Here is a 26,095-nt window from a genome sequence, read left to right as displayed (position 1 = left end):
TTCATCAATGTTGTTCCTTTATGCCCAACTTCGTTTCAATTTCGGACACATGCAGTTCCAGCAGTTTGGAAATGCCCTCGTCCTGCATGGTCACGCCGTAAAGCACGTCCGCTTCCTCCATACTGCCGCGGCGGTGCGTAATGACAATAAACTGCGTGTTCTTGTTCATACGGCGCAGATACGCGGCAAACCGATCGACGTTCACGTCGTCCAAAGCGGCTTCAATTTCATCCAGTACACAGAACGGCGGCGGATTGACCTTCATAATGGCAAAATACAGCGCAATTGCCACCAGCGCCTTTTCTCCGCCGGAGAGGGATTCCAGATGCGTAATGATTTTGCCCGGCGGCTGTACGGAAATATCAATACCCGAATTCAAAATATCGTCCGGGGCGCTCAGCGCAAGCTCAGCAGTCCCGCCCCCGAACAGTTCGCGGAACGTCTGCTTAAAGTTTTCGTTGATCTGCCCGAAGCGTTCCACAAACAGACCGCGCATCTGATGGGTCAGTTCTCCGATCAGCTTTTTGAGTTCGTCGCGGCTTTTTTCAACGTCCTCAATCTGCGCTTTCATAAACTCATAGCGCTCGGAAACTTCCTTGTATTCCTCAACCGCAGCCACATTGACGGAGCCGAGCGCCTTGATCTTATTTTTCAGCTCGTTCAGACGTTTCTGTGCCAGTGCGGGGTTTTCTATTTTTGCGCCTGTTTCTTCCGCTTCACGGCGTGTCAGTTCGTATTCTTCCCATAAGCGGCTGATTATTTCATCGTATTCTTTCTGAAGGTTGGCCTTGCGTTCCTCCAGACGGGCAAGCTCGTGGCCTATTTTTTCTTTTTCGGATAATTTTTCATGTTCTGTTGCACGCAGTTCCACGGAAAGGCGCTCGTACTCCAACCGTTTTGCGTTTAGTTCTTCAATCTGACTGCCGCACTGGTTCGCGGCTTCGCGCAAAGCGGCTGCCTGACTTTTCAGTTCCTCCACCCGAACGGTTAGTGCGGCGCTTGCGGCCTGAACAGCCATGATCTCTCCGTTGAGTGTCTCTGTCCGGCCCTCGTGGTCCTGTTTTCTGCGTTCCATGTCTTCAACGCCCGCACGCAGAGACTCTATGTCTTTCTGCGCTGAGAGACAGACCATGCGAATTTCCTGCAGCTGTGCAGCCAAGTCGTCGCTGGCCTGATTCAGTTCCGTGCGGCTGCCGCTGATTTCGCTGAGCTCCGCCTGCAGGGCGGCCTGCTTTTCAGCGATTTCTTTTGAAAGGGCTTGTGCGGCCTGCTGCGCTTCCCGCTGAACACTGAGCCTTGCTCCGGCTGTTTTGTTTTCCTCATTGAGAGCGTCACAATCACGGGAAACGGCAGCCATATCGGCAGTCGCCCGCCGGTACTCAGCATCGATATTCACCCGCTCTTCCTGAGCGGAGGAGAGTTCTGCTTTTGCCGCCGCAAGTTCCGCTTCACAGGAAGAAACCTCTTCCGCCGCGGTTTTCAGTGTAACTGCGGCCGCTTCCGCTTTCTTTTGCAGTTCGGCCGCCTCTGCCCGGATACGCTCAATTTCCGCCGCGCGGCTGAGCAGTCCGGAATTTTTGGCAAGGGAACCGCCGGTAAGCGAGCCGCCCGCATTGACGACCTGACCGTCCAGCGTAACGATACGGAAGCGGTAATTGTAGCGCTTGGCAATTGCCACGGCGCTGTCCAGATCCTCCGCCACGGCAATGCGCCCCAGCAGGGAATTCAGGATTCCGTTATATTTTTCATCGCAGCCGCACAGACGGCCCGCGACTCCGACAAAACCGGGACAGTCGTCCAAGCCGTTTTCCTGCAAAACATTTCCCTTAATCGTCGTCAGGGGAAGGAAGGTCGCCCGACCGGAATCCTTCTGTTTTAAAAGGCGGATCGCGTTTTTCGCGTCCTGCTCATTGCCGACAACGATGTTCTGCATCGCCGCGCCAAGCGCCGTTTCAATAGCGACGGCGTACTGGGGCGGCACGGTAATAAGGCGGGAAACCGGTCCGTGGATTCCGCTGACAGTACCCCGTCCGGCTTCTTTCATTACAATTTTAACACTGTGAGAGAAGCCTTCCAGATTTCGCTCCAGATCTTCCAGCAGATGCGCCCGGCGCGCGTGCTCCTGTGCATCCAGACGGAGTGTGTCGCACTGCTGCTTCATGGTTTCCATCCGCTGGCGGCGCGTATTGAGACGCAGCTCATAGCCCTTTGACGAATTGGTCAGCGCGGCAATGCGTTCATCCGTATCGGAAAGCATCTTGGCGTAATCGCCGGACTCCTTTTGGAGCTGTTCTGCCTGTTTCTTTTTTGATTGAATGGTCTGAGCAATATCGGTCAGGCGAAGCTGTATTTCGGTGATGGACGAAACCGCCGTCATCTCCGCAACCTTGGCCTCCGTCGCCTGACTGGCGCAATTGGAAAGTTCCCGCGTATACCCATCGATTTTCCTGGTGGTTTCACTCATGCCACGGCGAATTTCTTCCAGTTTTTCCGTATATGTCCGGGTAAGTTTATCCTTTTCATTTATGTACTCTGTTTTTTGCTGAATCTGAGCTTTTTTCTCGCTGATTTCTTTTTCCATATCCTGACTGGAAACGGTGCTTTGCTCAATTTCCCGCCGGATACGCTCGATGTTCTCCTGATTATGCTGAATATCATTCTGTAAAACCGATGCTTCGCCGTCTTTTTTGACCGCGCTTTCCTCCTGCTTTGCCGCTTCCTGACGGATTTCATCCACCTTTGCGGTGCAGGCACCGGCTTCCCTGAAATTCTGCTCGATTTTTTCATCGATTTCCTGCAGATCCCGCTCCGCCGTTTCATGCTGGTTACGGGCAATCAGGATTTTATCGTCGTGCTCGCGCAGAATCCGGCCGGATTTATCGAGCGTGTTGAGCCAGAGCCCGATTTCCAGCGTACGCTTTTCACCGGCATAAGAAAGGTACTGCTGCGCTTTTTCGGACTGTTCCTTTAAAGGGCCGACCCTGTCCTGCAGTTCCGTCAGAATATCCCTTAATCTAAGGAGGTTGTCCTCAGCCTGATTTAGCCTGCGCTCCGATTCTTCTTTGCGGTAGCGAAAGCGGGAAATTCCTGCGGCCTCTTCAAAAATCTCGCGGCGGTCTTCCGAACGGGCTGCCACGATACTGTCGATTTTGCCCTGCCCGATAATGGAATACCCGTCGCGACCAAGACCCGTATCCATAAAAAGCTCGTTAATATCCTTAAGCCTCACCGAAACTTTATTGATTAAGTACTCGCTGTCCCCGGAACGGTAGTAGCGGCGGGTAACAGCCACATTGTCGGCATCAAACGGAAGCTGACGAAGAGTATTGTCAATGTTCAGGGTTACTTCGGCAAAACCCTGCGCTTTGCGCACAGGAGTGCCGCTGAAAATAACGTCCTCCATTTTTGTACAGCGGAGCACCCGGGTGGACTGTTCGCCCAGAACCCAACGGACGGCATCGCTGATATTGCTTTTTCCGCTTCCGTTCGGGCCTACCACTGCGGTGATTCCGTGGTCAAAGCTGAGAGTTGTTTTATCCGGAAATGTCTTGAACCCTTGAATTTCCAGTGACTTCAACAGCATATTCTCACCTCATTATTCTATCGTAAAGCAATTTTCCAAAACGTCCGCATCCTGCACTATTTTTACACAATAGCCCATCTGAGCAAGCGCGGTTAAATTGCATTTTTTCTGTCCCGCAGCCTTTGATACCGTTTTTGGGTTCACCTTAATCATAATACTTCCCTGAAGCTGCGGATTTTGCTTTAAGTACCCGGTGATATTGCGAAGCATGCGCGCACTTTCGCAAAGCTCCCGGAAAGCCGGATGCCACGGGCCGGCTAACATGTCCCATTCCAGTTCCGGCGAACTGTGCAGTCCCAGGCGAATGACCCTGATGCCCTGCTCCTCGAAGAAATCTAGCAGTTCGGCGCAGAGCTGCACGGTTTCTTCCAGATTCAGCGTTTGGTACTCTCCCCTGAGATATTTTTCCCCCAGTTCCGTCCCCCGCATAATGATGGTCGGATAAATCCGCATATTTTGCGGGTGAAGCGCAGAAAGCTTTCTTGCGGTCAATTTGCTGCCCTGCACGGTATCCCCATAAAGCCCGGTCATCATCTGCAGCCCGAGCGTAAAGCCATGGGATCGAATCAGTTCAGACGCCGCTGCAACCTGCTCTGCGGTATGGCCGCGTTTGTTCAGCTGAAGAACACGGTCGTCCATGCTCTGCGCACCGAGTTCGATTGCGGTAACGCCATATCCCTTCAGCAGTTTTAATACGTCTTCGTCAATACAGTCCGGTCTGGTGGAAATGCGAATTCCCGCGAAGGTGCCGTCTTTTACAAAAGGCGCCGCCGCTTCCAGAAGTGAAACCATATAGCCCGGTTCTATGGCCGTAAAACTGCCGCCAAAAAAGGCGATCTCAGCATTTTTCGTATCGCTGTGCAGACTGTTTTTTGCAATCTGAACCGCGTTTCGCACATCCTGCGGCAAGGGCTGTGTCATCTGGCCGGTAATGGTGCGTTGGTTGCAGAAGCTGCACTGGTGCGGACAGCCGTTGTGGGGAACAAAAATCGCTACGTTGGCGTGTTTCAATAACCCATCAGCTCCATCGCTTCGCGGGCAGCCTGCTGCTCGGCTTCTTTTTTGCTGCGTCCGCCGCCCTTACCGATTACATTGCTGTTCAGATGAACCTCCACGGTAAAATGCTTGTCGTGGTCGGGGCCGCTTTCGCCGGTCAAAACATATTCCAGATGCTCCTCCGGATTCTGCTGGATGATTTCCTGCAGGGCAGTCTTATAATCCTTGAAGGCCTTCGGTTTTGCCGCCTGCATTAGGGGAAGCACAAAACGAAGGATAAATTTGCGGGCTTCCTCCATACCGCCGTCCAGATAGATTGCTGCGATAATGGACTCGAACGCGTCCGCCAGAATGGAGGAACGCGTACGGCCGCCGGAATTCTGTTCCCCGTGACTTAGAAGCAGAAACTTCCCGACATCCAGCTGTGTGGAGAATCCGCAGCAGGCTTTTTCACAAACCAGTGCGGCCCGCTTTTTGGTAAGGTCACCCTCCGGCAGATCGGGAAACTGCTTAAAGAGGTAATCAGCCACGACCAGACCCAAAATGGAGTCGCCCAGAAACTCCAGCCGCTCGTTGCTGCCGCCCTGCACGCGGGTTTCATTGGCGTAGGACGAATGGGTCAGCGCCGTTTTTAGGTAGCTTTGATTTTTAAAATGATATTGCAGTTTATCTTCCAGTTCTTTCATAGACTCACGCTCCAGTAAGGCGAATTTCAACTCATTCTTGTGCATCTTCATCGCCGGATTCTTTTGCGGTATTTTTGTTGTAGCTCTCAACGGAACTTGCAATTTCATCCACTACTCCGGCGGAAACATAAGATTTCAGCAGACGCAGCGCGTTGTAGAAGGTTTTTGCCTTTGCGCTGCCATGTGCCTTAAAGACCGGTTTGGCGCAGCCCATCAGCGGAGCCCCGCCGTATTCGTTGTAGTCCATGGTCTTTTGAAGCGCTTTGATGTCCTTTAAGACAACGGCCGCCGCAAGCTTGTTCAGAGTATTTTTGGTGAAGATCTCCTTTAGCTTACCCATCAAAAGAATGGCTACACCCTCATATGTTTTTAAAATCGAATTCCCTGTAAATCCGTCTGCAACGATCACGTCGCCCGCGTCGAGCGGGATGTCGCGCGCTTCAATATTGCCGATAAAATTCAGACCGGATTTTTTCAGCAGGGCAAACGCTTCATGCTGGAGGTCTCCGCCCTTGTGATCCTCTGTGCCGATATTGGCGAGAGCGACCCGCGGATTATTGATCTGCATCACTTTCTGCATATAAATGGAACCCATCACGCCAAACTGACGGAGCATGTCCGCTTTGCAGTCCACGTTCGCACCGCAGTCGATCAGCATAAAGCAGCCTTCTTTTTTCGGCATAACCGGCGCAAAAGCGATACGCTTAATTCCCTTGATCCGTTTGACAATCAGGGTCGCGCCGACTACCAGTGCGCCGCTGTTTCCCGCGGAAATACAGGCGTCGCCTTCCCCCGCGGCCAGGCGCCGGAGGGCTTCCGCCATAGAGGAATTGGATTTTGATTTCATGATTTCCCCTGCATGTTCCTCCATGGTAATTACGTCCGGTACGTCAATAATCTGCATTCGGTTCAGTGAAATTTCATTTTCCTTCGCAACGCGGCGGATTTCCTCCTCGCGTCCGGTCAGCAAAATGTCCATATCCAGTTCGGCAACGGCCTTTGCGCAGCCTTTTAAAATTTCGAGGGGGGCGTTGTCGCCTCCAAATGCATCAACTATGATTTTCATTTGAAACACCTCTGTTTTAGACATTCATTACAGTTGCTTTTCTGTAATGATCTTTTGTAAATCTTGCAGGGAACGGGCTGAAAAAGCGGCGTAACGTTCCCTTTTATCACGAATGTGCGGTTCAATCGGCGGGATTACACCGAAATTGGCACCCATTGGCTGAAAATCAGCTTCACTGCCGTTGGCCGCATAATTGCTCAGCGCACCGATCATGGTCGTGTTCGGCAGAACCAGCGTATCTTGACCGTTCCTGCGGCGCACGGCGTTGATTCCCGCCAGGATCCCGGATGAAGCGGATTCCATGTATCCCTCCACACCGGTAATCTGTCCGGCGAAAAAGAGGTTGGGCCGTTCGCGCAGACTGTAGTCGGCGCAAAGAACCTTGGGCGAATTCAGAAAGGTGTTGCGGTGCATAACACCATAACGAAAATATTCGGCGTTTTCCAGTCCGGGAATCATACCGAACACACGCTTTTGCTCCCCGAATTTCAGATTGGTCTGAAAACCCACCAGATTATAAAGCGTTCCCAGGCTGTCTTCCCGCCGGAGCTGCACAACCGCCCACGGGCGGTGGCCTGTCCGTGGGTCACGCAGACCGACCGGCTTGAGCGGGCCGAATCGCAGGGTATCCGCCCCGCGCTGCGCCATGACCTCCACCGGCATACAGCCTTCATAGACCTTCGGGTCAGCTACGTCAAAATCGTGTACGGGCGCGCGTTCAGCCGAAACCAGCGAAGCGTAAAAGTGCTCGTACTCCTCTTTGTTCATCGGGCAGTTCAAATAGGCGTCATCCCCGCCCTTATCATAGCGGGAAGCGGCAAAAATTCTGTCCATGTTTAGGCTTTCCGCGGATACAATCGGTGCGGCGGCATCAAAAAAGCTCAAACTGCCGCCGCAGCTTGCCGCAATTTTCGCTGCAAGCGTGTCTGCGGTAAGGGGGCCCGTGGCGATTACGGTGATTCCGTCTTGCGGGATCTCCGTGATTTCTTCGCGGTGGATATGAATCAGCGGGTGAACGGATATCTTCTGTGTGACCGTCTGTGAAAACCGCTCGCGGTCAACCGCAAGCGCACCGCCGGCCGGAACACGGCAGTCATCCGCACACTGCATCAGCAGGGAATGAAGCTGCCTCATTTCCTCTTTCAAAAGCCCGGCGGCACTTTCCACGCGCTCCGCCTTCAGGGAATTGGAACAGATCAGCTCAGCGAAATTCGGACTGTGGTGTGCCGGGGAATACCGGGCGGGTTTCATTTCATAAAGTTCAACCGGAATTCCGGCCCGGGCAATCTGCCACGCGGCCTCACATCCCGCAAGGCCCGCGCCTATGACTCTGATACTCATTCTTCCTCCGTCTTTTCATAGCCGCAGTCAGGCGTAATGCAGTAATATTTCGGATGCTTTCCCTTCTTTTTCAGCAGGGTCTTTCCGCAGCGGGGACATTTTTCCGTACTCGGTTCGTCCCAAGAAATAAAGTCGCAGTTCGGGTATTCGGAGCATCCGTAGAAAACCCGGCCTTTTTTGGACTTTTTCACAATGACCTTGCCGCCGCATTTGGGGCATTCCGCACCGGTTTCCTGCACCAGCTTCTTAATGTTCTTACACTCCGGATAGCCCGGGCAGGCAATAAATTTGCCGTACCGCCCGGTCTTAATCACCATCCTGCGGCCGCATTTTTCACAGATGATGTCTGTTTCATCCTCTTTGAGCTGAATCTTTACGCCCTGCATATCTTCCTTTGCCTGTTTGAGCGTTTTGTCAAAATCGCCGTAAAAATCATGCAGCGTCTGTATCCAGTCGGTCTTTCCGCTCTGTACGCTGTCCAGATCATTTTCCACCTGAGCGGTAAATTTGATATTTACGATTTTGGGGAACCGTTCCCGCATCAGCTGTGTAGATACCTCTCCCAGTTCCGTCGGCTTCAGGGCCTTTCCCTCACGCGTTACATATTCGCGCCCGGTGATTGTGGAAATAGTTGCGGCATAGGTGGACGGACGCCCGATTCCGTTTTCCTCCAGCGCTTTAATCAGGGAAGCTTCCGTGTAACGGGCGGGCGGCTGAGTGAAATGCTGATTGCCTATGATTTCTTTCAGTTTCAGCAGCATATCCTTTTCCAGTACCGGCAGAGAGCCTTCCCGCTCCGCTTCCTCATCCCTGCCCTCTTCATAGAGCACGGTAAAGCCGTCGAAGGTAACGGTATAGCCCGAAGCCTTAAAGATATAGTCCTTCGCCTGAATGTCGGCCTGTGTGGTACTCTGCAGGCAGTTGGACATCTGGCAGGCAATGAAGCGTTCCCAGATCAGTTTGTACAGCTTATACTGGTCGCTGGTTAGGCTGTCCTTCACTTTATCCGGAGAAAGCCCCGGCATGGACGGACGGATAGCCTCATGGCCGTCCTGTGCGGTTGCCTTCGTTTTAAAATGGCGCGGCGTTTCGGGCAGATACTTCTTGCCCCAGCGCTCTAAAATATAGTCGCCCGCATCCTTGATAGCGTCCTCGGAAATACGCAGGGAGTCCGTTCTCATATAAGTAATCAAACCGACGGCGCCCATATCCTGAATTTCAATACCTTCATACAATTCCTGGGCGGCTTTCATAGTACGGCGGGCCTGAAAACCCAGCCTGCGCGAAGCCTCCTGCTGAAGAGTGGAGGTGATAAACGGCGGTGCGGGGGATTTCTTGCGCGTGCCCTTTTTCATTTTAACAATACGGTATTCCGCATCTTTCAGCTCTTCAAGGATCTTGTCTGTCTGTTCCTTGTCTGAAATTTTAATTTTCCCGTTGGTGTCACCGTAAAAGGTGGCTCCGAAAACACGGCGGGAACCCTGCGGAATGAATTTAGCGTCGATCGTCCAGTACTCCTCGGGAACAAACGCGCGGATTTCCTCTTCGCGGTCAACGATAATACGCACCGCAACGGACTGTACGCGACCGGCGGAAAGTCCCCGCCGAATCTTCTGTGACAGGAAAGGACTCAGTTTATAACCCACAAGCCGGTCCAGAATACGGCGGGCCTGCTGTGCGTTTACCAGATCGATATCAATGTTGCGGGGATTCTCCATTCCTTTGGTTACGCCGGTTTTTGTAATTTCATTAAAGGTAATGCGGTTGTCTGTTTCAGTATCCAGCCCAAGAATGTATGCCAGATGCCAGGAAATGGCCTCTCCTTCGCGGTCGGGGTCGGTCGCGAGCAGGACGCCGTCGCTCTTCTCGGCTTTGTCCTTCAGCTCCTGAACCAGTTTTTCCTTTCCTTTAATAATCTCATACTTGGGTTTAAAATTGTTTTTTACGTCAACGCTCAAACGGTTTTCCGCTAGATCGCGTACATGTCCCATGGACGCGATCACGTCGTAGCCGGAGCCCAAAAATTTTTTAATTGTCTTGGCCTTGGCCGGTGACTCAACGATCACTAGCTTTGACATGAAAACCACCTCATCAGTCCTATATTTGTTTTCCCATTACTTAAGTTCTAAATGTATTCAATATTATAACGATTTCACTTAAAATATTAAACATTTTTAAAATTTGCCGAACATTCGGCAATTTTTAACAATATTTAGTTTGGAAGGCTATAGCGCCGCCCGGAATGCGAATGGATTTTTTCGGCAAGCTCCAATTCCGTCACCGCAGTTAAAAGGCGCGGCGCAGGAATCCCTGTCAGGCGCTCCAGCTCCGAAAGGTGCCTCGGCAAGTCCGTCAGGCTGGAATATAAAAGTACGGCGTCCCGCGAGAATTCTTTTTCGTCCAGCTGAGCCGATTCCGATTTTGCCGGTTCCGGTTCCGGTGAAAGAACCACGTTTGTCTGTTCATCGTCCAAGTTGATTTTTCCGGGAAACCGGTAAAGATACTCTTCCAGAATCTCCCCCGCGTTGGACACAGGCTTGGCTCCGCTTTTAATCAGACCGTTTACCCCCTGAGAAACAGGACTGAAAATTCCGGAGGGAACGGCAAAAACGTCCCGTCCCTGGTCCAGAGCATCCTGTGCGGTAATCAGCGAGCCGCTTTTTCCGGCGGCTTCCACCACAAGGGTGCCCAGCGTCAGACCGGAGATAATACGGTTGCGGATTGGAAAATTGGAATTGACGGCCGGGGTGTTCGGGGGATACTCCGAAATCACCGCGCCGGAAAGCGCGACAGCTTCGCGCAGAGACGCGTTTCCCATCAGATAATTATAATCAATGCCGCAGCCGAGCACGCAGACGGTTTTTCCGCCGGCCTGCAGAGCGCCCTTGTGCGCCGCGGTATCAATTCCCAGCGCGCCGCCGCTGACAACCACGGCGCCCTGCTTGGCAAGTTCAAATGCAAAACTGCGTGCTGCCGACACGCCCGTCGCGGTCGCCTTGCGGGTACCTACGATGGCAATACCGGGTACCGCTGAAAAATCGGGCAGGGTTCCCTTGACATACAGCGCGCAGGGTGCGTTATGTATCTCTTTCAGCAGCAAAGGATAGTCGGCGCAGTCAGGAGTAAGAACCTTCTGGCCGATTTTCTCACAATACTCCATCAACGCTTCAGCGTCCTGCACAGAGTACGAACCGAGCTTTCCCAGTTCATTCTGCGTAAAGCAGCCTTCAAGAAGCCAGCTTTCCATCCCTGCGGCATAAAAGTCGCTTAAAGAACGGTAGCCGGAAAGAATACGGTTCTGCTTGGAACTGCCCGCGCCAAGCGCGTGCTGCAGCCACACCCAGTATGATCTTTGGTCAACAGGCATTCTTAAGCGCCTCCAGATTTTTCGCGCATCATTTCCCACATCAGAATCGCAGCGGAAGCCGACGCGTTTAAAGATTCCGCTCTGCCGAGCATGGGGATGGTCACCGACCCGGAGCATGCGGCGATGACCGCGGCGGTCAAGCCGTTTCCTTCGTTGCCCACAAAAAGCACCGTCGGCTTCTGGAAGTCAACCGACGTTATTTTCTGCGCGGCGGAATCCGGAACCGCGGCAAGAGTGACAAACCCACGTTTGTTAAAAAGCCCGATGGCCGAAACCAGATCTGCCTGCAGGTAAAACGGAAGACGGAAAACCGCGCCCATACTGGCACGCAGTACCTTCGGCGAATAGACGTCACAGCAGCTGCCGCCCAAAATAACGCCGCCGATGCCCAGTGCCTCCGCCGTACGAAGCACCGCGCCCAGATTTGCCGGATCCTGAATATTTTCAAGTGCCAGATAGTGAAAGCCCGGCTCTATGTTTTCCAATTTATCACTGCCGGCACGCATTTGACAGACGCAGAAAACGCCCTGCGGCGTTTTTGTGTCGGATAAAAGCGCCGCGACATGCGGTTCGACAATATAGATTTCTTGCGCCGTCCGCTGGATTTCACCGAGATATTCCGTGTATTTTTCACTTGCCTGAGCAGTATAGAACAGAGTTCTGATGCAGACCCCGCTCTGTGCCGCGTCACGGCAGAGCCGCGCGCCCTCCACCAGAAAAAGGCCTTGTTCCCGGCGAAAATCGGCAGCCGAGGAAAGGCGGGCAGCGCGTTTGATGATTTCATTCTGACGGCTTGTAATCAGTTCCGGCATATTTTTTCTCCATATAAAATTTGCGCCCGGGTTTCTTCCGGGCGCAATTACAGCTTTTTAAAGCGCTGCCTTTGCTTTTTCAATCAAACTCTTAAATGCAGCTTCGTCGGCAACAGCGATTTCTGCAAGCATTTTACGGTTCAGCGTAATACCCGCTTTTTTCAGCCCGTTCATAAATACGGAATAGCTGACGTCGTTCGCGCGGCATGCGGCGGAAATACGGGTGATCCACAGGCGGCGGAAATCTCTCTTTCTCGCTTTACGGCCAATGAATGCATAGTTTCCGGATTTCATAACGGCCTGTTTGGCCATTTTAAAATGTCTGCTCTTGGAACCCCAGTAGCCCTTCGCAAGTTTTAAAGTCTTTTTTCTTCTCTTGCGTGTCATTAACGCACCTTTTACACGTGCCATTCTATTACCTCCATTGAAATGGTTATTTTAATGATTACGATTAACTCTTATTTGTAAGGAATTAATCTCTTTACCTGTACCACATTTGTCTTGTCGGCAACAGTGGTTTGTCTAAGGCCTCTCTTGCGCTTGGTTGTCTTTTTGTTGAGGATGTGGGATTTATTTGCATGGCCGCGGATAACTTTCCCGTTCTTGGAAAGCTTGAAGCGCTTTTTCGCGCCGGAATGTGTCTTAATTTTAGGCATGGTATTGTCCTCCTTATGATGATTACTTAGCGGGTTTGGATGCAAGGAACATGAGCATATTACGTCCCTCTAACTTTGCCGGTTTTTCAACATTGGCAATCTCGCTGAGTGCTTCAGCAAAATTCCGCATGATGCTGTAACCCTGCTCCGGATGTCCCATTTCACGTCCGCGGAAGCGGATGGAAGCTTTGACCTTATCGCCATCCTTTAAGAAGCGGGTTGCGTGACCGACTTTTGTGTTAAAGTCGTGAGTGTCAATGTTCAAAGACAAACGGATTTCCTTAATGTCGACAATGCGCTGATTTTTCTTTGCTTCCTTATCGCGCTTTGCCTGTTCAAATCTGAATTTGCCGTAATCAATGATCTTACACACCGGCGGCGTTGCCTGCGGCGCGATTTTGACAAGATCAAGATTCTGTTCAAACGCTTTTTCCATAGCCTGAGCCGAACTCATGACGCCAAGCTGAGAACCGTCCGAACCGATGACACGCACTTCCCTGTCACGAATTTCCTCATTAATCTGCAGTTCCTTGTTGCTAATTGTTAAGCACCTCCAAAACACGTTGTCAGTTTCAATAAAAAGCGCGGGCAGATTATCCGCCCGCGCAACAATACACAAAATGACAGCTCATATAAGCCGTTTTCCGTATTGACCCATGGCGGACGAAACCCCACAGGTGTGAGCACAATGGTGCCCCGCTTTGTTTTACTGAATTATTCTACCAGTGATTTCACCGTTTGTCAAGCATTAATTGGTGATTTCTGCATTCAGGTAAAAGGAATATAAAAGGCACCCTGCAACTTTTTTCCCCGTACACTGCTCTATGGCCAGTCGGTAAAGCGCAAGCTGCGCGCGGTAGCGTTCCCAAAGTTGCGAGGGATGATTCGTTTTATCCGTTTTATAGTCGACAATGAACAGCTTTCCGTTTTCTTCAAACGCACAGTCAATCGCACCCTGCAAAACCACAGGCTGATTTTTCAGTTCCTCCGGCAGTTCGGGCCGGACATCACCGGCGGTAATCTCCACAGTAAAGCGATATTCTCTCAGTACGTTTTCCGAGGCAAAAATTCTTTTTGCGAGCGAGCCCTCAAAGAAAGACCGTACGCGGGCTAGCTCCACCGCCTGACCCTGTTCTTCTGTCAGAAATCCCTGCGCAACAAGGCGCAAAAGCTCCCCCTGAGGATTTTCCCGCGCTTTTTCGTAGTCCGCGAACTGCATATAGGTATGCAGCGCCGTTCCGCGCTCGGCGGGAGTCAGGCCCGTCCTGCTCAGAAACGCGGGGCGGGAAACCGTGGCGTACTGCGCGGAAAATTCACGCGCGGCCAGATCGGAGGCGGCAACCTTGGCCTGTATGCCCTTTAAGGCGGCAAACGGATAATTGTAATCCATAGCGGCACAGATTTCTTCCTCAAGCTTTTTATCCGGCTGCTCGGGCAGGATCTCTTCCGGCTGCAGGACGGCCGTATCCCCTTTTGGCGGGTAAACCAAATTGATGCTCCAGGGCTCGTCGGAACCCACGGTGATCCCCGGCAGGGCACAGGCAAGGTCGCGCAGGCGGGCGCCGCCCGGGTGCCGAAGCGCACAGAGCAGGAGCCAGTCGGAGATACTGGAAACGCTGCGGACAACATAAGGCTGAATCCTGTTTTCCTCCGTCAGCCGGGCGGCAAGTTTTCCGAGCGTCTTTCCTGCGTCCTTGACCGTCGTCACCATAATCAGTTTTTCCTTTGCCCTTGTCATGGCGACATACAGCACGCGCAGTTCTTCACTCATTTCATTGCGGTCCAGCTCCAGCGCAACCGCTTCGCGCGGCATGGTGGTATAGCGGCAGAGTCCGGCGTCATCCTTGAGCTTCACTCCGAGCCCGAGGGACGGGTGCAAAAGCACGTCGCCCCGTTCCCTGTTGAACCGCCGGGAACACCCGGCAAGAATGCAGACCGGAAATTCCAGCCCCTTACTGCGGTGAATACTCATGATTTTTACAACGTTGGCCGCCTCGCTGATGGTGGAGGCGGGAGCAAGGTCGGCGCTGCTCTTTTGAAGCCTGTCGATAAACCGGATAAAACCGGAAAGTCCGTTGTAGCCGGAGGCTTCGTATTTTTTCGCGTATTCCAGCAGCAAGCGGAGATTTGCGAGCCGCAGTTCGCCGTTGGGCATTGCCTGTACCAAATTGAGATAACCCGTTTTGTCGTAGACCGCCTGAATCAGCCTGTCGGACGGCATGGTCGCCGCAAGCGTGCGGTAGGCGTCCATATCTTTCAGGAATCCGGCCGCGCGCTCATTGCCGCCCTGCGCCGCGGAAACCAGCGCAAGATACAGCGCCGTGCTGCGCGACGGGATGCGGATATCCGCCATGTCGTCCGCTGTAAAACCGTAAATGGGGCTCATCAGTACGGAAAGGAGAGGAATATCCTGCATGGGATTGTCAATCACGCGTAAAAGTGAGACCGCCACCCCCACTTCCGCCGCCGTGAAGAAGCCGCCTGCCGTATCGGCCCAAGCTGGAATTCCAAGTGCGGCCAGCTCCCGCGCGTACTCGTGGGCGTACTGGTTCGCGCTGCGCAGCAAGATGCAGATATCCCGGTACACAACGGGCCGCTGGCGGCCATGATCCGTTACGGTGGTGCCGTCCCCGGTCATCTGATAAATCAGTTCCGCAATATGGCGGCTTTCCGCCGTAATCATTTCCTCATCGTCTTCGGATGACGAAAGATCAATAATATCGAGCTGTGCCGCAGGTTCGTCACAAGGTGGGTAATCCGCCCCGGCGGTCAGCTCCTCCGATTTTGTATAATCCAGTTCGCCCGTCTGCTCACTCATGAGCTGACGGAACACAAAGTTTACCGTTTCGGTCACCCCGCGCCGGCTGCGAAAGTTTTTGTCCAGCACCACACAGGCGGGATATGCGTCTTTTGTTCTGCTGTAATCAGGGTACTGCGCACGGCGGCGCAGGAAAATCTGCGGCATCGCCTGACGGAAGCGGTAAATGCTCTGCTTCACATCGCCGACCATAAAAAGATTACTTTCATTTTGAGAAACGGCACGGAAAATCATATCCTGCGCTTCGTTGGTATCCTGATACTCGTCGACCATCACTTCGTCGAACCGGGCCGATATTTCCGCGGCATCCTCCGTCGGGACAAAGCCGCCATCCGTTTCCCTCACAAGCAATTTCAGAGCGTAATGCTCCAGATCGCTGAAATCCGCCGCGCGGCGCTCCTTCTTCAATCTGTCCAGCTCTTCACCGAAGGCTTGCGTGACCTCAAAAAGCTTTTTAACCAAAGGAGCGATACGGGCAATCTCTTCCCCGCATTCGCGCTCATCGGCACTGAAAAGCTCCGCCAGCTTCTTGACGGTTTCCTGTACTTCCTTACGTCCCGCGGAAAGCTTGTTTTTCAGCGGGTCGTCACTGTAGCCGCGCAGGGGTTTTAACCGTTGAAAGCCGAAGCCGCCGGTCTGGAAGGAAACGGCGTCCCATCCGCCCGAATCCGCCGCGTCTTTCAGCGCCAAAAGTCCCGCCAGATCGGCATTAAACCCGTCCGCATAAGCACCGGAAATTTTTTCGTCCTCCTGCATTAAGGCAAGGGAATTGCGTGTAAGGGATATACAGTAGTCCACCGCGTCCGCCGCGTACCTTAAAACAGTCTGCCCCCACACGGTGCGGGAAGCGGAAACATCTTTCTCGTACATGGCGGATTTTTCCCGAAGCCAGCAGCTGGGGAACGGATGCGACCGGACAAAATCGTAAAGAGTATTGACGGTCTGAATCATTCGCCCGTCGTCCCTGCCGGAGGAAAACGCATCGACCAGAGCGTAAAAGTCCGGGTCGTTTTGAGCATAAAACTTTTCCAGCACTGCGGAGACCGCATCATCACGCAGCAGCTTCATTTCACTGTCGTCCAGAATGCGAAAATCCGGTGAAATTCCCAGTTTATAAAAATTTTCGCGGATCAGTTCGCTGCAAAAGCTGTGGATGGTGCTGATATGAGCGCGCGTCAGCAAAATCTGCTGGCGCTGAAGCCGCACATTCATGGGGTCGGCTTCCAGCAGCTTTGCAATTTCCGCCGCAATACGGCTGCTCATTTCGGCGGCCGCGGCCTTGGTGAAGGTAACGACGAGCAGTCGGTCGGCATCGGCGGGATTTTGAGGGTCGGTAATTCGCTCAATCACGCGCTGTACCAAAACGGCTGTTTTTCCGGAACCGGCGGCTGCGGAAACAAGCAGGGTACCGCCACGCGCCTCAATCGCGTCCTGCTGACTTTTCGTCCATGTGCGTGCGCTCATTGCTCATTCCCTCCTTTGCCTGCGTAAGCTCTTTGATGACTTCGTCCCTGTCCCACTGCTGCATCTCCCGCGTTGGGTCATCCCTTTCATGACCGCAGACGGAGGCATAGGGACACCACGCACAGGCGTCGTAGGTACCGGAAAGCGGTACCGCGGAAACGTCGCCGCCGTGAAGTTCTTTGGCCATCGCGCCGACCAGCTCCTTAATATGTTTCATCACACTGGCCAGTTCCCCGGAGGAAACCACATGGTCGCGTTTGGCTGGTACGCCGTCTTTCAGCGCAACCGGCAGGTAATTTCCCTGTCCGCTGTGTTCCATCGCCGTTATCATTGCCGGGTCGTCCAGCACCAAGCCGTCCATCCGCAGTTTTTTCGCTGCCTCCTGCTCAATTTTTTCCGCATCCGTACTGCGGGAAGCGGAAACAGCAGGGCGGTTTGCGGGCATGTAGAGTACGCCCGCAGGCCGCACTTCTCCGTAGCGGTCGCCGCCGTTTTCAAGAAGCGCCGCCAGATAAATCAGCATCTGCATATTCACGCCGTAAAGAATATCCGATAATTTAAATTCCTTATGTCCGGTTTTATAGTCGATGACGCGGACAAAGCTGATTCCGTCACGGTCGAGAAGATCGACTCGGTCAATTTTTCCGTCGATTTCCACCTGTCCTCCGTCCGGAAGTGGGATGCACAGCGGGGGAATTCCGTCCGCGCCGATGGCAAGTTCAAAATCCACAGGATGAAACTCACTCTGGGCAAGCTCTTTCGCAATATGGGACGCGATAATCTGTGCGGAATCGGCAAGACGCAGAAAAAGATACACAAAACGCGGCGACTTGTTCTGAGCGCCGCCCATTTTGGTTTCCACATAGAGATTTAAAAGACGAAGGATTTCCTTTTTTAGCTCCTCCGGGCTCATTTGCAGAATCGCCGCGCTGCCGGCGTCGCGGAACAGCTTTTCCAAAAGAAAATGCATCAAACTGCCGTACTCCAGAGCGTCCAGCTCCGCCGCCCGGCGTTCCTTCGCATTCAGGCCAAAACGGCAGAAATACTGGAAACGGCACAGATAGAATTTTTCAATCTGTGTTGCGGAAACATGCAGGTTTTCTCCGAAAAGCGCCTTTGCCTTTTCCGAAGAGGCAAAAACGGCGGGGCGGTTCTGCGCCGCGCGGTCAATCGCGGACAGGCGGTGTTCACAGCCGCGTTTGCCGAACAGGTCTTTCAGCGTGGCGGACAACACGGTATTGTGCTTCCACTGCTGCGCCATCAGTTCAAAGGCGGGCTCCTTGGCGTTCGCAAAATAGGTCTGCGGCAGAATGAGCTCATTGATGACCGATGTATTTTTCAGAACCGAACATACTTCGTTCGGAATGGAGGAAGGCGTGTTCGGTTCCCCCGCAGGGCCGGTCAGAGGATATGTTATGTATAATTTTTCAGACGCGGCGCTCATTGCCGCGTAGGCAAGAAAGCGCTCCTGCACCGCCGTGCCTTCAAGAGTATCGTTCAGAGGAAGCCCCAAACGGATGAGCTCCCGCCGTTCGCCGTCGCTGAAAACGCAGTCGCCGCCGGGGGAAAGCGGAAATTCGCCCTGTACGGTGCCCATCAGAAAGACCACCTTCGGCGCGCCGGTTCTGGTGCGGTCTGCGGCTCCGACCGTCACTTCGTCCAGCCCCTGCGGGATACTTGCCATTCGGTTCGCCAGAATAACCAGACGCAAAAGCTCCGCGTAACGCGCGGCGGTAACGGGATTCTTTTGCAGCACCAGCGCCGTCTGGTCCAGAATCGTCATCAAAAGATCCCAAAGCCGCAGCTGGCGGTCGGCAAGTTCCGGCTCCCCGCACTCAGCCAGATGCTGCGCAAGATTTTTCAGATGCTCGGCGGCTCCGACATCCTGCAGCAGCTCATATACTGCCGCCGCCATGCCTTCCCCGTCGGTATCGCGAAGCTTGGACGAAAACCGAAGCAGAGGCTTCATTACCGCTTTCCGGCTTTCGTTGATCTCCGTCAGCCTTTGCAGGTCGCTGTCCGTCATTGTTTCGGCAAATCCGCGCGGATGCTCCGTCCAATCCTCTTTCCACTGCTTTCCTTCTATCCCCCACACGAAAACATAGTTTTCCAGCTGGGAGATTTCATCGGTTCTAAGCGCCGTCAAGCCGGTTTTCAGATACGAAAAAACAGAATCCGAAGAAAATCCCGATTGAACGGTCTTAAACGCGGAAAGCACAAGGCGCATGAGCGGTTCGGCGTCGATTGCCTGCGGCCTGTCCATAAAATACGGAATTTCCCAGCGTTCAAGAGCCAGATCCAGAACCCCCCTGTAGCGGTCGGTCGAACGGGTAATTATGGCAAAATCACGGTAGCGAAAGCCTTTTTCCATTACCAGACGGCGAATGGTGGCGGCGACAAAGGCGGACTCATCATACAAATTGTTCGCCTCATACAAAACAACATCCCCGTCGTTTTCACACTCCTGCGCCGCATGCCCGCAGCGGAAAACTCCCGCTTCAATACCGGCAAGCGTTTTGCTTTGAAAGCGCGCCCCGCCCGCTAAAACAACCGGCGAAGCAATTTTCACATCGTTCCGGCGGGCAAGCTGCATCAGATTTTTGCCGGTTCGGCGGACAAGCGAAAATAAGCCCATGCCGTGCTCCGGATCGTCAAGCTGATCGGTACAGAGCGTAATGGAAAGGTCATCTGCCTGAGAGAGAATCAGGCTGATAATATGATATTCCTGTACCGTAAAGCTCTGGAAAGAATCGAGCGCCACGGTATATTCCGAAAAGAAATGATGTTCCTGCAGGGTGTTTTTCAACCTTGTCAGGTCGTCCAGAGGGTCGACGAAGCTTTGGGCAACCAGCGCGTCGTACGCAGAAAGGATCAGCGACAGTTCCGTCATCTTCTGCCGGAGCGTACTCTGCGGCATATCCCCCGCCGCGCGTTCAATATCGAGCGGGGTCACATCGCACATTTTCAGCTCTGTGGAAGCGGAGATCATCAGACCCACCAGCTCGGTGCTTTCCGCGTTTTTGCGGTAAAAGCTGAGCTGATCCTTCACCTGCTCCAGCGCGAGGCTCATAAAAATGCTGCGGCCCCCGTCGTCCAGCCGGCGCCCCGCCCCCCCGCCGTACCTGCGGAACACCAGATCCGCAAGACGGGAAAAGCTGGTAACCGAAATGCGCTGCACGTCTTTTGCGCCGAGAAGCCGAAGCATGGCGCGCTCGTTTTCAAACGAGGACTGCTCCGGTACAATCAGCATAATTTTTTTCTGTGCGGCCTGAGCCATGGTTTTCAGTTCTGTGCGAAGCAGTTCGGTTTTCCCGCTGCCCGCGCGGCCTAAAATAAAACGCAGCATCATATGCCCCCAAACATTCAGTATCCTGATTTTCTACTGAACATTATAGCATAGATGCTGCGCATAAGAAAGCACGCACAGGTGGTTGACAGAAACCAATTATTTCTTTTCCAGATAATTTTTCAACTGTTCGTAAAGTTCCACCGACTTGAATTTCACTTCAAACTCGCCTTTTCCCTCTACGATACCCAGCTGATTCGCGTTAAGCACGTCGCCCAGTTCCTTGGGCTCCTCGGCGGCGGGCAGGCACATCGGCGGAAAAATCACGCACCACCAGTTGTGGCCCGCGGCTTTCCCGATGGTCACGCGCAGAGAATCATAATCTCCCGCCGGGAGCGTCACCGTCTGATATTCTCTGGTGGTAAAATACATATGAACCATTTCCACATTGACGGGATAATCAAAGCCCTGTTTGCTAATTTCATCCTGTGCCGCCGCTTTCAGCTGCGGCAGAGCGGCACGCACCGCTTCCTGTGCCTCAGTTTTGTCCTTGACATTGTCCATCAGTCCCTTACTCTCGGCAAGAATCCGGTCGCGCACCTTCAGTTTCAGCGCCTGATCCACTTCGGAGTCGGAATTTGCAAGAACATGCAGGCGAAGCACATGGTTCGGTATATCTTCACACCCGGCGGCAAAACCGGTAAAGGAAAACAGCACGGTTAAAATCAGTGCCAGACAAAGCGATTTTTCAAACAATTTCATGTACGTAAGCCCCTTCTTTGTTTATGTTGCAAGGGAATTATTGACATAAAATATCGCTTTTATTCGTTGTGTTTTGAGAATGAGTAGGTTATAATGATATCAATTTCGAAAAAAGAAGGGGTTTTATGTCTAAAACGATCCTTGGCTCTTTACCCGGCTTTGTTTTACAGATGCTGATCGGGCTCATTTTATACTTTATCTGCCTGATTCTGTTTTTCAGACATATCAAGCCGCTGAAAAATTTCTTTCTGGCTGTTCTATTTATGTATCTGGCCGTCGTGCTCAGCCTTACCGTTTCTCTTCCGCTGCCGCAGAAATGGCATATCAGCGCAAAATCAACCGCGTGGGCTTTGAGCCAGATTGACTGGATTCCGTTTGAGTCCGCGGCTAACATCTTTCACAATTCCGTCAGAATCGGCAGCTTCAAAGAGTTTTTCCGCGTCATCGGCGGAAATTTTATTCTGCTGATGCCGCTCGGGGTACTCGTACCGCTGAGCAACCCGCATTTTCATTTTGGCCGGATGCTCGCCCTTTCCCTTCTGGTGCCGACTGCAATTGAAGGGCTGCAGCTTCTGGGCAATATTCTGTACGGCTCCGCAATTCGGGCTGTGGAAACGGAGGACATTCTGCTGAATGCGGCTGGCTGTCTTTTGGCCTACTTAATTTTTTCGGGCTTGCGCGGCCTCTTCAGGCCGAAACGCAAAGGGAAACACTACTCCTGATGATTCCTACTCCCATGTTTGCCAGACCTCTGGCCGATAGCCCACGGTCGCCTGTTTTCCGTTGCGGACGATGGGGGTTTTGAACAGCTTTGGGTTTTCAAGCAGCTTTTCCTCTTTTGCCTGATCCCCGGCAAGATATTTGATGAGCGCGGCGGCGCTGTCCCTGGAATTTTCTTCAATCAGCTTCTCAAGGCCGCCGACAGCCGCCTTCACACTGCTGAATTCGCCCTTGCTCATCCCGTATTTCGCTACGTCAATACTCTGATATTTTATTTTCCGTTCTTTAAAATAACGCTCCGCTTTCTTAGTATCAAAGCATTTCGCTTTCCCGAATATCTGAATATTCAATTCTTTTTCTCCTTTTCGCTTCGGTTCCTTATTGTAAACCGGGCAGCTCGGCCCAATCGCAGGAATTTCCGAGGATTCGGGCAATCTCCTCCAGCTCGCGGGCATCCGTTTCGTCAAAACGGGCAAGCAGTGGACTGTCGATGTCCAGCACTCCGACAACCTGACCCCGATGGAACAGAGGAACAACGATTTCAGAGCGGGAGTCACAGTCACAGGCAATATGGCCGGGGAACTGGTGAACGTCCTTTACCAGCACGGTTTCCCCGCGGCTGTACGCGGTGCCGCAGACACCTTTTCCAAACGCGATATGCACGCAGGCAAGCTTTCCCTGAAACGGCCCGAGCAGCAGCTCGTCCTGATTTTTGAGGTAAAAACCGACCCAGTTGATGTTTTTCAGTGCGCCGTTCAACAGTGCGGAAGCGTTCGCCAGATTTGGGATCACATGGTGTTCCCCGTCCAGAACCGCTTTCATCTGTGCTTTTAAAAGCGCGTACATTTCTTTTTGATCTTCCGGGTAAAGAGAGATTGTTTGCTCCATAAACTGCCTCCATATTGAATGAAATTTTACGATTCCCTGAATGGACGGGAATCTCCATAGCTTATTCAGCAGAAAGCCGCATTCCGTTGATTTGGAATACGGCTTTCGGTTTATTGAATGGTGTTTCTAAGCGTACCGATTTTTTCGACTTCACACTCGACCACATCGCCCGGCTTGAGGAATTTGGGCGGGTCAAAGCCCATACCGACTCCGGCGGGAGTTCCCATGGAAATAATGGTTCCTGCTTTCAGCGTCATCCCTTGGGAGAGTTCGCTGACGGCTGATTCTATGGAAGTGATAAATAATCCGGTGGTACTGTTCTGCCTGACTTCCCCGTTCACCCGCGACTGAACGGAAAGAACCGGGGGCCGGTCAAACTCCTCTTCCGTTACAATCCAAGGCCCCATCGGCGCAAAGCCGTCCAGACTCTTTCCAAAATACCACTGCTTGTGCCGGGTCTGCAGGTTTCTGGCGCTGACATCATTCATGACCGTATAGCCCAAAATATAGGAAAAAACATCTTGTTCCGAAACATCTCTGGCGTCCCTGCCAATGACAACCGCAAGCTCGGCTTCGTAGTCCAGCGAATCCACGATATCAAAATGCCCGTCGATCTCATCTCCGGTCGCGACCGCCCTGTCCACTCTTTTGGAGAAATAGACGGCGGCGGCACGGTCCTGCTCAAAGACCTCTTTTTTATAGCGGGCGGATTCCTGCGCATGGGCAAGAAAATTGACGCCCAGACAGATTACGTCCTGTGCCGGCTGCGGAATCGGCGCCAGCAATTTGATTTCGCTGAACGGAACGCCGCCGTCCGTTTTTGACTCGAGCGCTTGGCTGAGTTCATTCAAACGGGACATGCCGGAATCGCGGATAAAAGAATTCATATCGTTATACGGAAGTCCGAAGCTGCAAAACGGGAAAACACTTGTCCCGTCTTTTGACAGCACACCCGCGTTTTCTTTGCCGCTGTGTAAATAAGTGAGTAGTTTCATAAATACCTCTTTTCATTAAATAGAAGGAATTCAGCAAAAATGAACGATCGGTTTTTCACGGCGGGAATGAACCGCTTTCAGAAAATATTCTGAGGCACACAGCCGGACGGGACCGGCTCACAGACGAAGACTTCCGGATATACATCTTTCAGTGCCGACTGACAGGAAAGTGCTTTGGCAGGGTCTTCAAAAATTCCGAAAACAGCCGAACCGCTGCCGGTCATACACGCGCCGAGCGCACCGTGCCGGGTCATTGCGGTCTTGATATGCTGAACCTCGGCTAGATGCATCACCTGTTCAAATTCATTGCCAAGATTTTGAGCGACCGCGTGAAGATCCTGAGTCTGAACGGCCTCCAGCATTGCTGCGGAAAATCCGCTTCCCCGCTTAGAGGCGGCATCCGCCAGCGCATAGGCTCTTTGGGTGTTGACGCCCACCGGCGGCTTACAGATAACAATATGGCACGGCGGCATCGAGGGCAAAACCGTCAGTTTTTCCCCGATGCCCTCGGCAAGCACGGTTCCCCCCACAACGCAGAACGGAACATCCGCACCGATTTTCAGTCCGAGCGCACAGAGTGTTTCCTCCGTCAGACCGGTACCGTGTATCTGATTCAGTGCGTGCAGCACAGCAGCGGCGTCGGCACTGCCGCCGCCCAGGCCCGCCTGGGTCGGAATCACCTTCTTGATATGTACCGTCAGGTTGGGCGCAATGCCGGTGAGCGCGAAAAAGGCCGCGGCCGCTTGATAGACGGTGTTGGTTTCCTTGCAGGGGATTTCATCCCGGTCACAGAAAAGGCGGGTCCCCTCTCCTTCCGTACGGAGCGTAAGGGTATCGCAAAGGGAAACAGACTGCATCACCATGCGCAGAAGATGATAGCCATCCTCCCGTTTCCCGGTTATATCCAGCGTTAAGTTAATTTTCGCATTTGCTTTGACTGAAAAAGGCATCCTTCGGTTCTCCTCCTGCGATCTTATGCCGACATTATAAATTCTTCAGAAAATGTCCGATACGGGACATTGCCTCCGTAATATGCTTAATGGAATAGGAATAGGAGACACGAACATATCCTTCCCCGCAATCACCGAATGCATCCCCGGGAACCACCGCAACATGCTCCGCGTAAATCAGCTTTTCACAGAAATCCTGAGAAGTCATTCCCGTGCTTTTGATGCAGGGAAAAACATAGAAAGCTCCTTCCGGCTCAAAGCAGGTCAGACCCATAGCGTTGAAGCCGTCCACAATCAGTCGGCGGCGCATATCATACTGCTCGCGCATTTCGTCAATGTCACTGTCACCGTTTTTCATGGCTTCAATTGCAGCGTACTGCGCCATAGTGGGGGCGCTCATAATGCCGTACTGGTGAAGCTTGGTCATCTGTGCGATAATTTCCTTCGGCCCTACTGCGTAGCCAAGACGCCAACCGGTCATTGCGAATGCTTTGGAAAAGCCGTTTACCACAACGGTGCGTTCTTTCATCCCTTCAATGGCGGCAAAAGAAACATGGCGGGTATCGCCGTAGGTCAGCTCACTGTAGATCTCGTCGGAAAGCACGAGCAGATCGTTTTCCCGGACAATTTCCGCAATTTCCTCCAGATCCCTGCGGCGCATCACGGCACCGGTCGGATTGTTGGGGAAAGGAAGGATCAGCAGCTTTGTTTTCGGCGTGATCTTTTCCCGCAGTGCTTTTGCGGTCAGGCGGAACTTGTCCTCCTGCTTGGTTTCAATCGTAACCGGAACACCGCCTGCCATTTCTGTTAAAGGCCGGTAACAGACAAAGCTCGGCTCGGGAATCAGCACTTCCTCACCGGGGTTGATGAGACAGCGGATGCAAAGGTCAATTGCCTCACTGCCGCCCACTGTCACGACGACATCGTTTTTCGCCTCATATTCAATATGATAGCGATGTTTCAGCCACCGGCAGATTTCCTCCCTCAGCTCCATAAACCCGCGGTTCGGCGAATACCAGGTCTTGCCGTCCTCTAGTGTTTTAATTCCTTCCTGACGAACATGCCACGGAGTCGAAAAATCGGGTTCGCCAATGGAGAGGGAGATCACGTTATCCATTTCGTTTGCAATATCAAAAAAGCGGCGGATGCCGGAGGGCTTCAGCTGCTTAATTTCGTCATTGAGTACGGACTGGTAATCAATCACACAGAACACTCCTTCTATCATCCTTCTCATCCTCTGAATTCAGGATGACGCCGCCGTCTTTGTAACGGGTCAGGATAAAATGAGTGGCTGTGGAAAGAACGGAGTCGAGCGTGGAAAGGCGGCGCATAACAAACATGGCGATTTCCTGCATGCTTTTGCCGTGAACTTTGACCGCCAGATCGTAGCCGCCGGACATCAGGTAAACGCTTTCCACTTCGTCAAACTGCATAATACGGTTGGCAATTTCATCAAAACCGCGGTCGCGCTTGGGGGAAACCCGCAGCTCGATCAGCGCGCTTGCTTTGTTTTCGTCGATCTTCTCCCAGTTAATCAGCGCTTTATAGCCCCGGATAACCCCCTGCTTTTCATAATCGGCAATGGCATCCGCGACCTCGTTAGGGGTTTTGTTGAGCATAACGGCCAGCTGCTCAGTGGTCAGGCGTGCATTTTCATCCAAAAGATTCAGTAAACGGTCCATAATAAATACTCCTCCTAAAATAA

General features: G+C 52.7%; 21 protein-coding genes. 1 reads left to right on the top strand and 20 read right to left on the bottom strand.

The window, feature by feature from the left end; all coding sequences use genetic code 11:
* Window positions 1-4: 4 nt before the first annotated feature.
* The 14 genes from smc to spoIIR form a co-directional block, all read right to left on the bottom strand.
* Window positions 5-3,583, bottom strand: coding sequence for a chromosome segregation protein SMC (gene smc / locus J5W02_RS12215; protein ID WP_219965980.1), 3,579 nt, complete (start codon window positions 3,581-3,583; stop codon window positions 5-7).
* A 12-nt stretch (window positions 3,584-3,595) separates the two neighbouring features.
* Entirely contained in the window at window positions 3,596-4,594 is a 999-nt protein-coding gene (locus J5W02_RS12210) for an elongator complex protein 3 (protein ID WP_219965979.1), read from the bottom strand.
* Complete coding sequence (gene rnc, locus J5W02_RS12205) at window positions 4,591-5,265, bottom strand: ribonuclease III (RefSeq protein WP_219965978.1); 675 nt, start codon at window positions 5,263-5,265, stop codon at window positions 4,591-4,593. The genes J5W02_RS12210 and rnc overlap by 4 nt, the downstream gene beginning before the upstream one ends.
* A gap of 31 nt (window positions 5,266-5,296) precedes the next feature.
* On the bottom strand, window positions 5,297-6,331 hold the full coding sequence (gene plsX / locus J5W02_RS12200) for a phosphate acyltransferase PlsX (RefSeq protein WP_219965977.1): 1,035 nt from the start codon (window positions 6,329-6,331) through the stop codon (window positions 5,297-5,299).
* 27 nt (window positions 6,332-6,358) lie between these two features.
* Window positions 6,359-7,672, bottom strand: a complete 1,314-nt coding sequence (gene trmFO, locus J5W02_RS12195; RefSeq protein WP_219965976.1) for a methylenetetrahydrofolate--tRNA-(uracil(54)-C(5))-methyltransferase (FADH(2)-oxidizing) TrmFO — start codon at window positions 7,670-7,672, stop codon at window positions 6,359-6,361.
* Complete coding sequence (gene topA, locus J5W02_RS12190; RefSeq protein ID WP_219965975.1) at window positions 7,669-9,750, bottom strand: type I DNA topoisomerase; 2,082 nt, start codon at window positions 9,748-9,750, stop codon at window positions 7,669-7,671. Before topA ends, trmFO begins: the two co-directional genes overlap by 4 nt.
* 134 nt (window positions 9,751-9,884) lie before the next feature.
* Window positions 9,885-11,039, bottom strand: a complete 1,155-nt coding sequence (dprA, locus tag J5W02_RS12185) for a DNA-processing protein DprA (protein ID WP_219965974.1) — start codon at window positions 11,037-11,039, stop codon at window positions 9,885-9,887.
* A 2-nt stretch (window positions 11,040-11,041) separates the two neighbouring features.
* Window positions 11,042-11,851: a TrmH family RNA methyltransferase gene (locus tag J5W02_RS12180; protein WP_219965973.1), complete on the bottom strand. Its 810-nt coding sequence runs from the start codon at window positions 11,849-11,851 to the stop codon at window positions 11,042-11,044.
* A gap of 57 nt (window positions 11,852-11,908) precedes the next feature.
* The gene (rplT, locus tag J5W02_RS12175) at window positions 11,909-12,262 is read right to left on the bottom strand and encodes a 50S ribosomal protein L20 (RefSeq protein WP_038324616.1); all 354 of its coding nucleotides are present in this window, start codon (window positions 12,260-12,262) and stop codon (window positions 11,909-11,911) included.
* Window positions 12,263-12,309: 47 nt separating this feature from the next.
* Window positions 12,310-12,507 carry a 50S ribosomal protein L35 gene (rpmI, locus tag J5W02_RS12170; protein ID WP_219965972.1) on the bottom strand — a complete coding sequence of 66 codons (198 nt, stop codon included), beginning with the start codon at window positions 12,505-12,507 and terminating at the stop codon, window positions 12,310-12,312.
* A gap of 22 nt (window positions 12,508-12,529) precedes the next feature.
* Entirely contained in the window at window positions 12,530-13,069 is a 540-nt protein-coding gene (gene infC / locus J5W02_RS12165) for a translation initiation factor IF-3 (protein WP_219966163.1), read from the bottom strand.
* A gap of 186 nt (window positions 13,070-13,255) precedes the next feature.
* Window positions 13,256-16,789: a helicase-exonuclease AddAB subunit AddA gene (addA, locus tag J5W02_RS12160; RefSeq protein ID WP_219965971.1), complete on the bottom strand. Its 3,534-nt coding sequence runs from the start codon at window positions 16,787-16,789 to the stop codon at window positions 13,256-13,258.
* A complete protein-coding gene (locus J5W02_RS12155) occupies window positions 16,746-20,138 on the bottom strand; it encodes a PD-(D/E)XK nuclease family protein (RefSeq protein WP_255575736.1) in 3,393 nt (1,130 codons plus the stop codon). Before J5W02_RS12155 ends, addA begins: the two co-directional genes overlap by 44 nt.
* Window positions 20,139-20,234: 96 nt before the next feature.
* Window positions 20,235-20,837: a stage II sporulation protein R gene (spoIIR, locus tag J5W02_RS12150; RefSeq protein WP_219965970.1), complete on the bottom strand. Its 603-nt coding sequence runs from the start codon at window positions 20,835-20,837 to the stop codon at window positions 20,235-20,237.
* 125 nt (window positions 20,838-20,962) lie between these two features.
* Between spoIIR and J5W02_RS12145 the strand changes: the two genes are divergently transcribed.
* Window positions 20,963-21,559, top strand: coding sequence for a VanZ family protein (locus J5W02_RS12145; protein ID WP_219965969.1), 597 nt, complete (start codon window positions 20,963-20,965; stop codon window positions 21,557-21,559).
* A 6-nt stretch (window positions 21,560-21,565) separates the two neighbouring features.
* Here the strand turns inward: J5W02_RS12145 and J5W02_RS12140 are convergent, their stop codons facing one another.
* From J5W02_RS12140 to J5W02_RS12115, 6 genes are all read right to left on the bottom strand, one after another.
* The gene (locus J5W02_RS12140; protein ID WP_219965968.1) at window positions 21,566-21,907 is read right to left on the bottom strand and encodes an arsenate reductase family protein; all 342 of its coding nucleotides are present in this window, start codon (window positions 21,905-21,907) and stop codon (window positions 21,566-21,568) included.
* Window positions 21,908-21,935: 28 nt separating this feature from the next.
* Window positions 21,936-22,445, bottom strand: coding sequence for a GAF domain-containing protein (locus tag J5W02_RS12135; protein ID WP_219965967.1), 510 nt, complete (start codon window positions 22,443-22,445; stop codon window positions 21,936-21,938).
* Window positions 22,446-22,555: 110 nt separating this feature from the next.
* Complete coding sequence (locus J5W02_RS12130; RefSeq protein ID WP_219965966.1) at window positions 22,556-23,440, bottom strand: fumarylacetoacetate hydrolase family protein; 885 nt, start codon at window positions 23,438-23,440, stop codon at window positions 22,556-22,558.
* 77 nt (window positions 23,441-23,517) lie between these two features.
* Entirely contained in the window at window positions 23,518-24,390 is an 873-nt protein-coding gene (gene ispE, locus J5W02_RS12125; RefSeq protein ID WP_219965965.1) for a 4-(cytidine 5'-diphospho)-2-C-methyl-D-erythritol kinase, read from the bottom strand.
* A gap of 34 nt (window positions 24,391-24,424) precedes the next feature.
* Window positions 24,425-25,615 (bottom strand): pyridoxal phosphate-dependent aminotransferase, encoded by a 1,191-nt coding sequence (locus tag J5W02_RS12120; RefSeq protein ID WP_219965964.1) that lies wholly within the window; start codon window positions 25,613-25,615, stop codon window positions 24,425-24,427.
* A complete protein-coding gene (locus J5W02_RS12115; protein ID WP_219965963.1) occupies window positions 25,587-26,072 on the bottom strand; it encodes an Lrp/AsnC family transcriptional regulator in 486 nt (161 codons plus the stop codon). The genes J5W02_RS12120 and J5W02_RS12115 overlap by 29 nt, the downstream gene beginning before the upstream one ends.
* Window positions 26,073-26,095 lie beyond the last annotated feature (23 nt).

This window comes from Caproiciproducens faecalis, assembly GCF_019448085.1.
Taxonomy (GTDB): domain Bacteria; phylum Bacillota; class Clostridia; order Oscillospirales; family Acutalibacteraceae; genus Caproiciproducens; species Caproiciproducens faecalis.
The sequence above is the reverse complement of the archived record's forward strand: the minus strand, read 5'-3'. Positions and strand labels throughout refer to the sequence as shown.

Coding starts and splice junctions, on each gene's coding strand:
- smc (WP_219965980.1), bottom strand. CDS start 3,583: ATGCTGTTGAAGTCACTGGAAATTCAAGGGTTCAAGACATTTCCGGAT.
- rnc (WP_219965978.1), bottom strand. CDS start 5,265: ATGAAAGAACTGGAAGATAAACTGCAATATCATTTTAAAAATCAAAGC.
- plsX (WP_219965977.1), bottom strand. CDS start 6,331: ATGAAAATCATAGTTGATGCATTTGGAGGCGACAACGCCCCCCTCGAA.
- trmFO (WP_219965976.1), bottom strand. CDS start 7,672: ATGAGTATCAGAGTCATAGGCGCGGGCCTTGCGGGATGTGAGGCCGCG.
- topA (WP_219965975.1), bottom strand. CDS start 9,750: ATGTCAAAGCTAGTGATCGTTGAGTCACCGGCCAAGGCCAAGACAATT.
- dprA (WP_219965974.1), bottom strand. CDS start 11,039: ATGCCTGTTGACCAAAGATCATACTGGGTGTGGCTGCAGCACGCGCTT.
- J5W02_RS12180 (WP_219965973.1), bottom strand. CDS start 11,851: ATGCCGGAACTGATTACAAGCCGTCAGAATGAAATCATCAAACGCGCT.
- rplT (WP_038324616.1), bottom strand. CDS start 12,262: ATGGCACGTGTAAAAGGTGCGTTAATGACACGCAAGAGAAGAAAAAAG.
- rpmI (WP_219965972.1), bottom strand. CDS start 12,507: ATGCCTAAAATTAAGACACATTCCGGCGCGAAAAAGCGCTTCAAGCTT.
- addA (WP_219965971.1), bottom strand. CDS start 16,789: ATGAGCGCACGCACATGGACGAAAAGTCAGCAGGACGCGATTGAGGCG.
- J5W02_RS12155 (WP_255575736.1), bottom strand. CDS start 20,138: ATGATGCTGCGTTTTATTTTAGGCCGCGCGGGCAGCGGGAAAACCGAA.
- spoIIR (WP_219965970.1), bottom strand. CDS start 20,837: ATGAAATTGTTTGAAAAATCGCTTTGTCTGGCACTGATTTTAACCGTG.
- J5W02_RS12145 (WP_219965969.1), top strand. CDS start 20,963: ATGTCTAAAACGATCCTTGGCTCTTTACCCGGCTTTGTTTTACAGATG.
- J5W02_RS12135 (WP_219965967.1), bottom strand. CDS start 22,445: ATGGAGCAAACAATCTCTCTTTACCCGGAAGATCAAAAAGAAATGTAC.
- J5W02_RS12130 (WP_219965966.1), bottom strand. CDS start 23,440: ATGAAACTACTCACTTATTTACACAGCGGCAAAGAAAACGCGGGTGTG.
- ispE (WP_219965965.1), bottom strand. CDS start 24,390: ATGCCTTTTTCAGTCAAAGCAAATGCGAAAATTAACTTAACGCTGGAT.
- J5W02_RS12120 (WP_219965964.1), bottom strand. CDS start 25,615: ATGATAGAAGGAGTGTTCTGTGTGATTGATTACCAGTCCGTACTCAAT.
- J5W02_RS12115 (WP_219965963.1), bottom strand. CDS start 26,072: ATGGACCGTTTACTGAATCTTTTGGATGAAAATGCACGCCTGACCACT.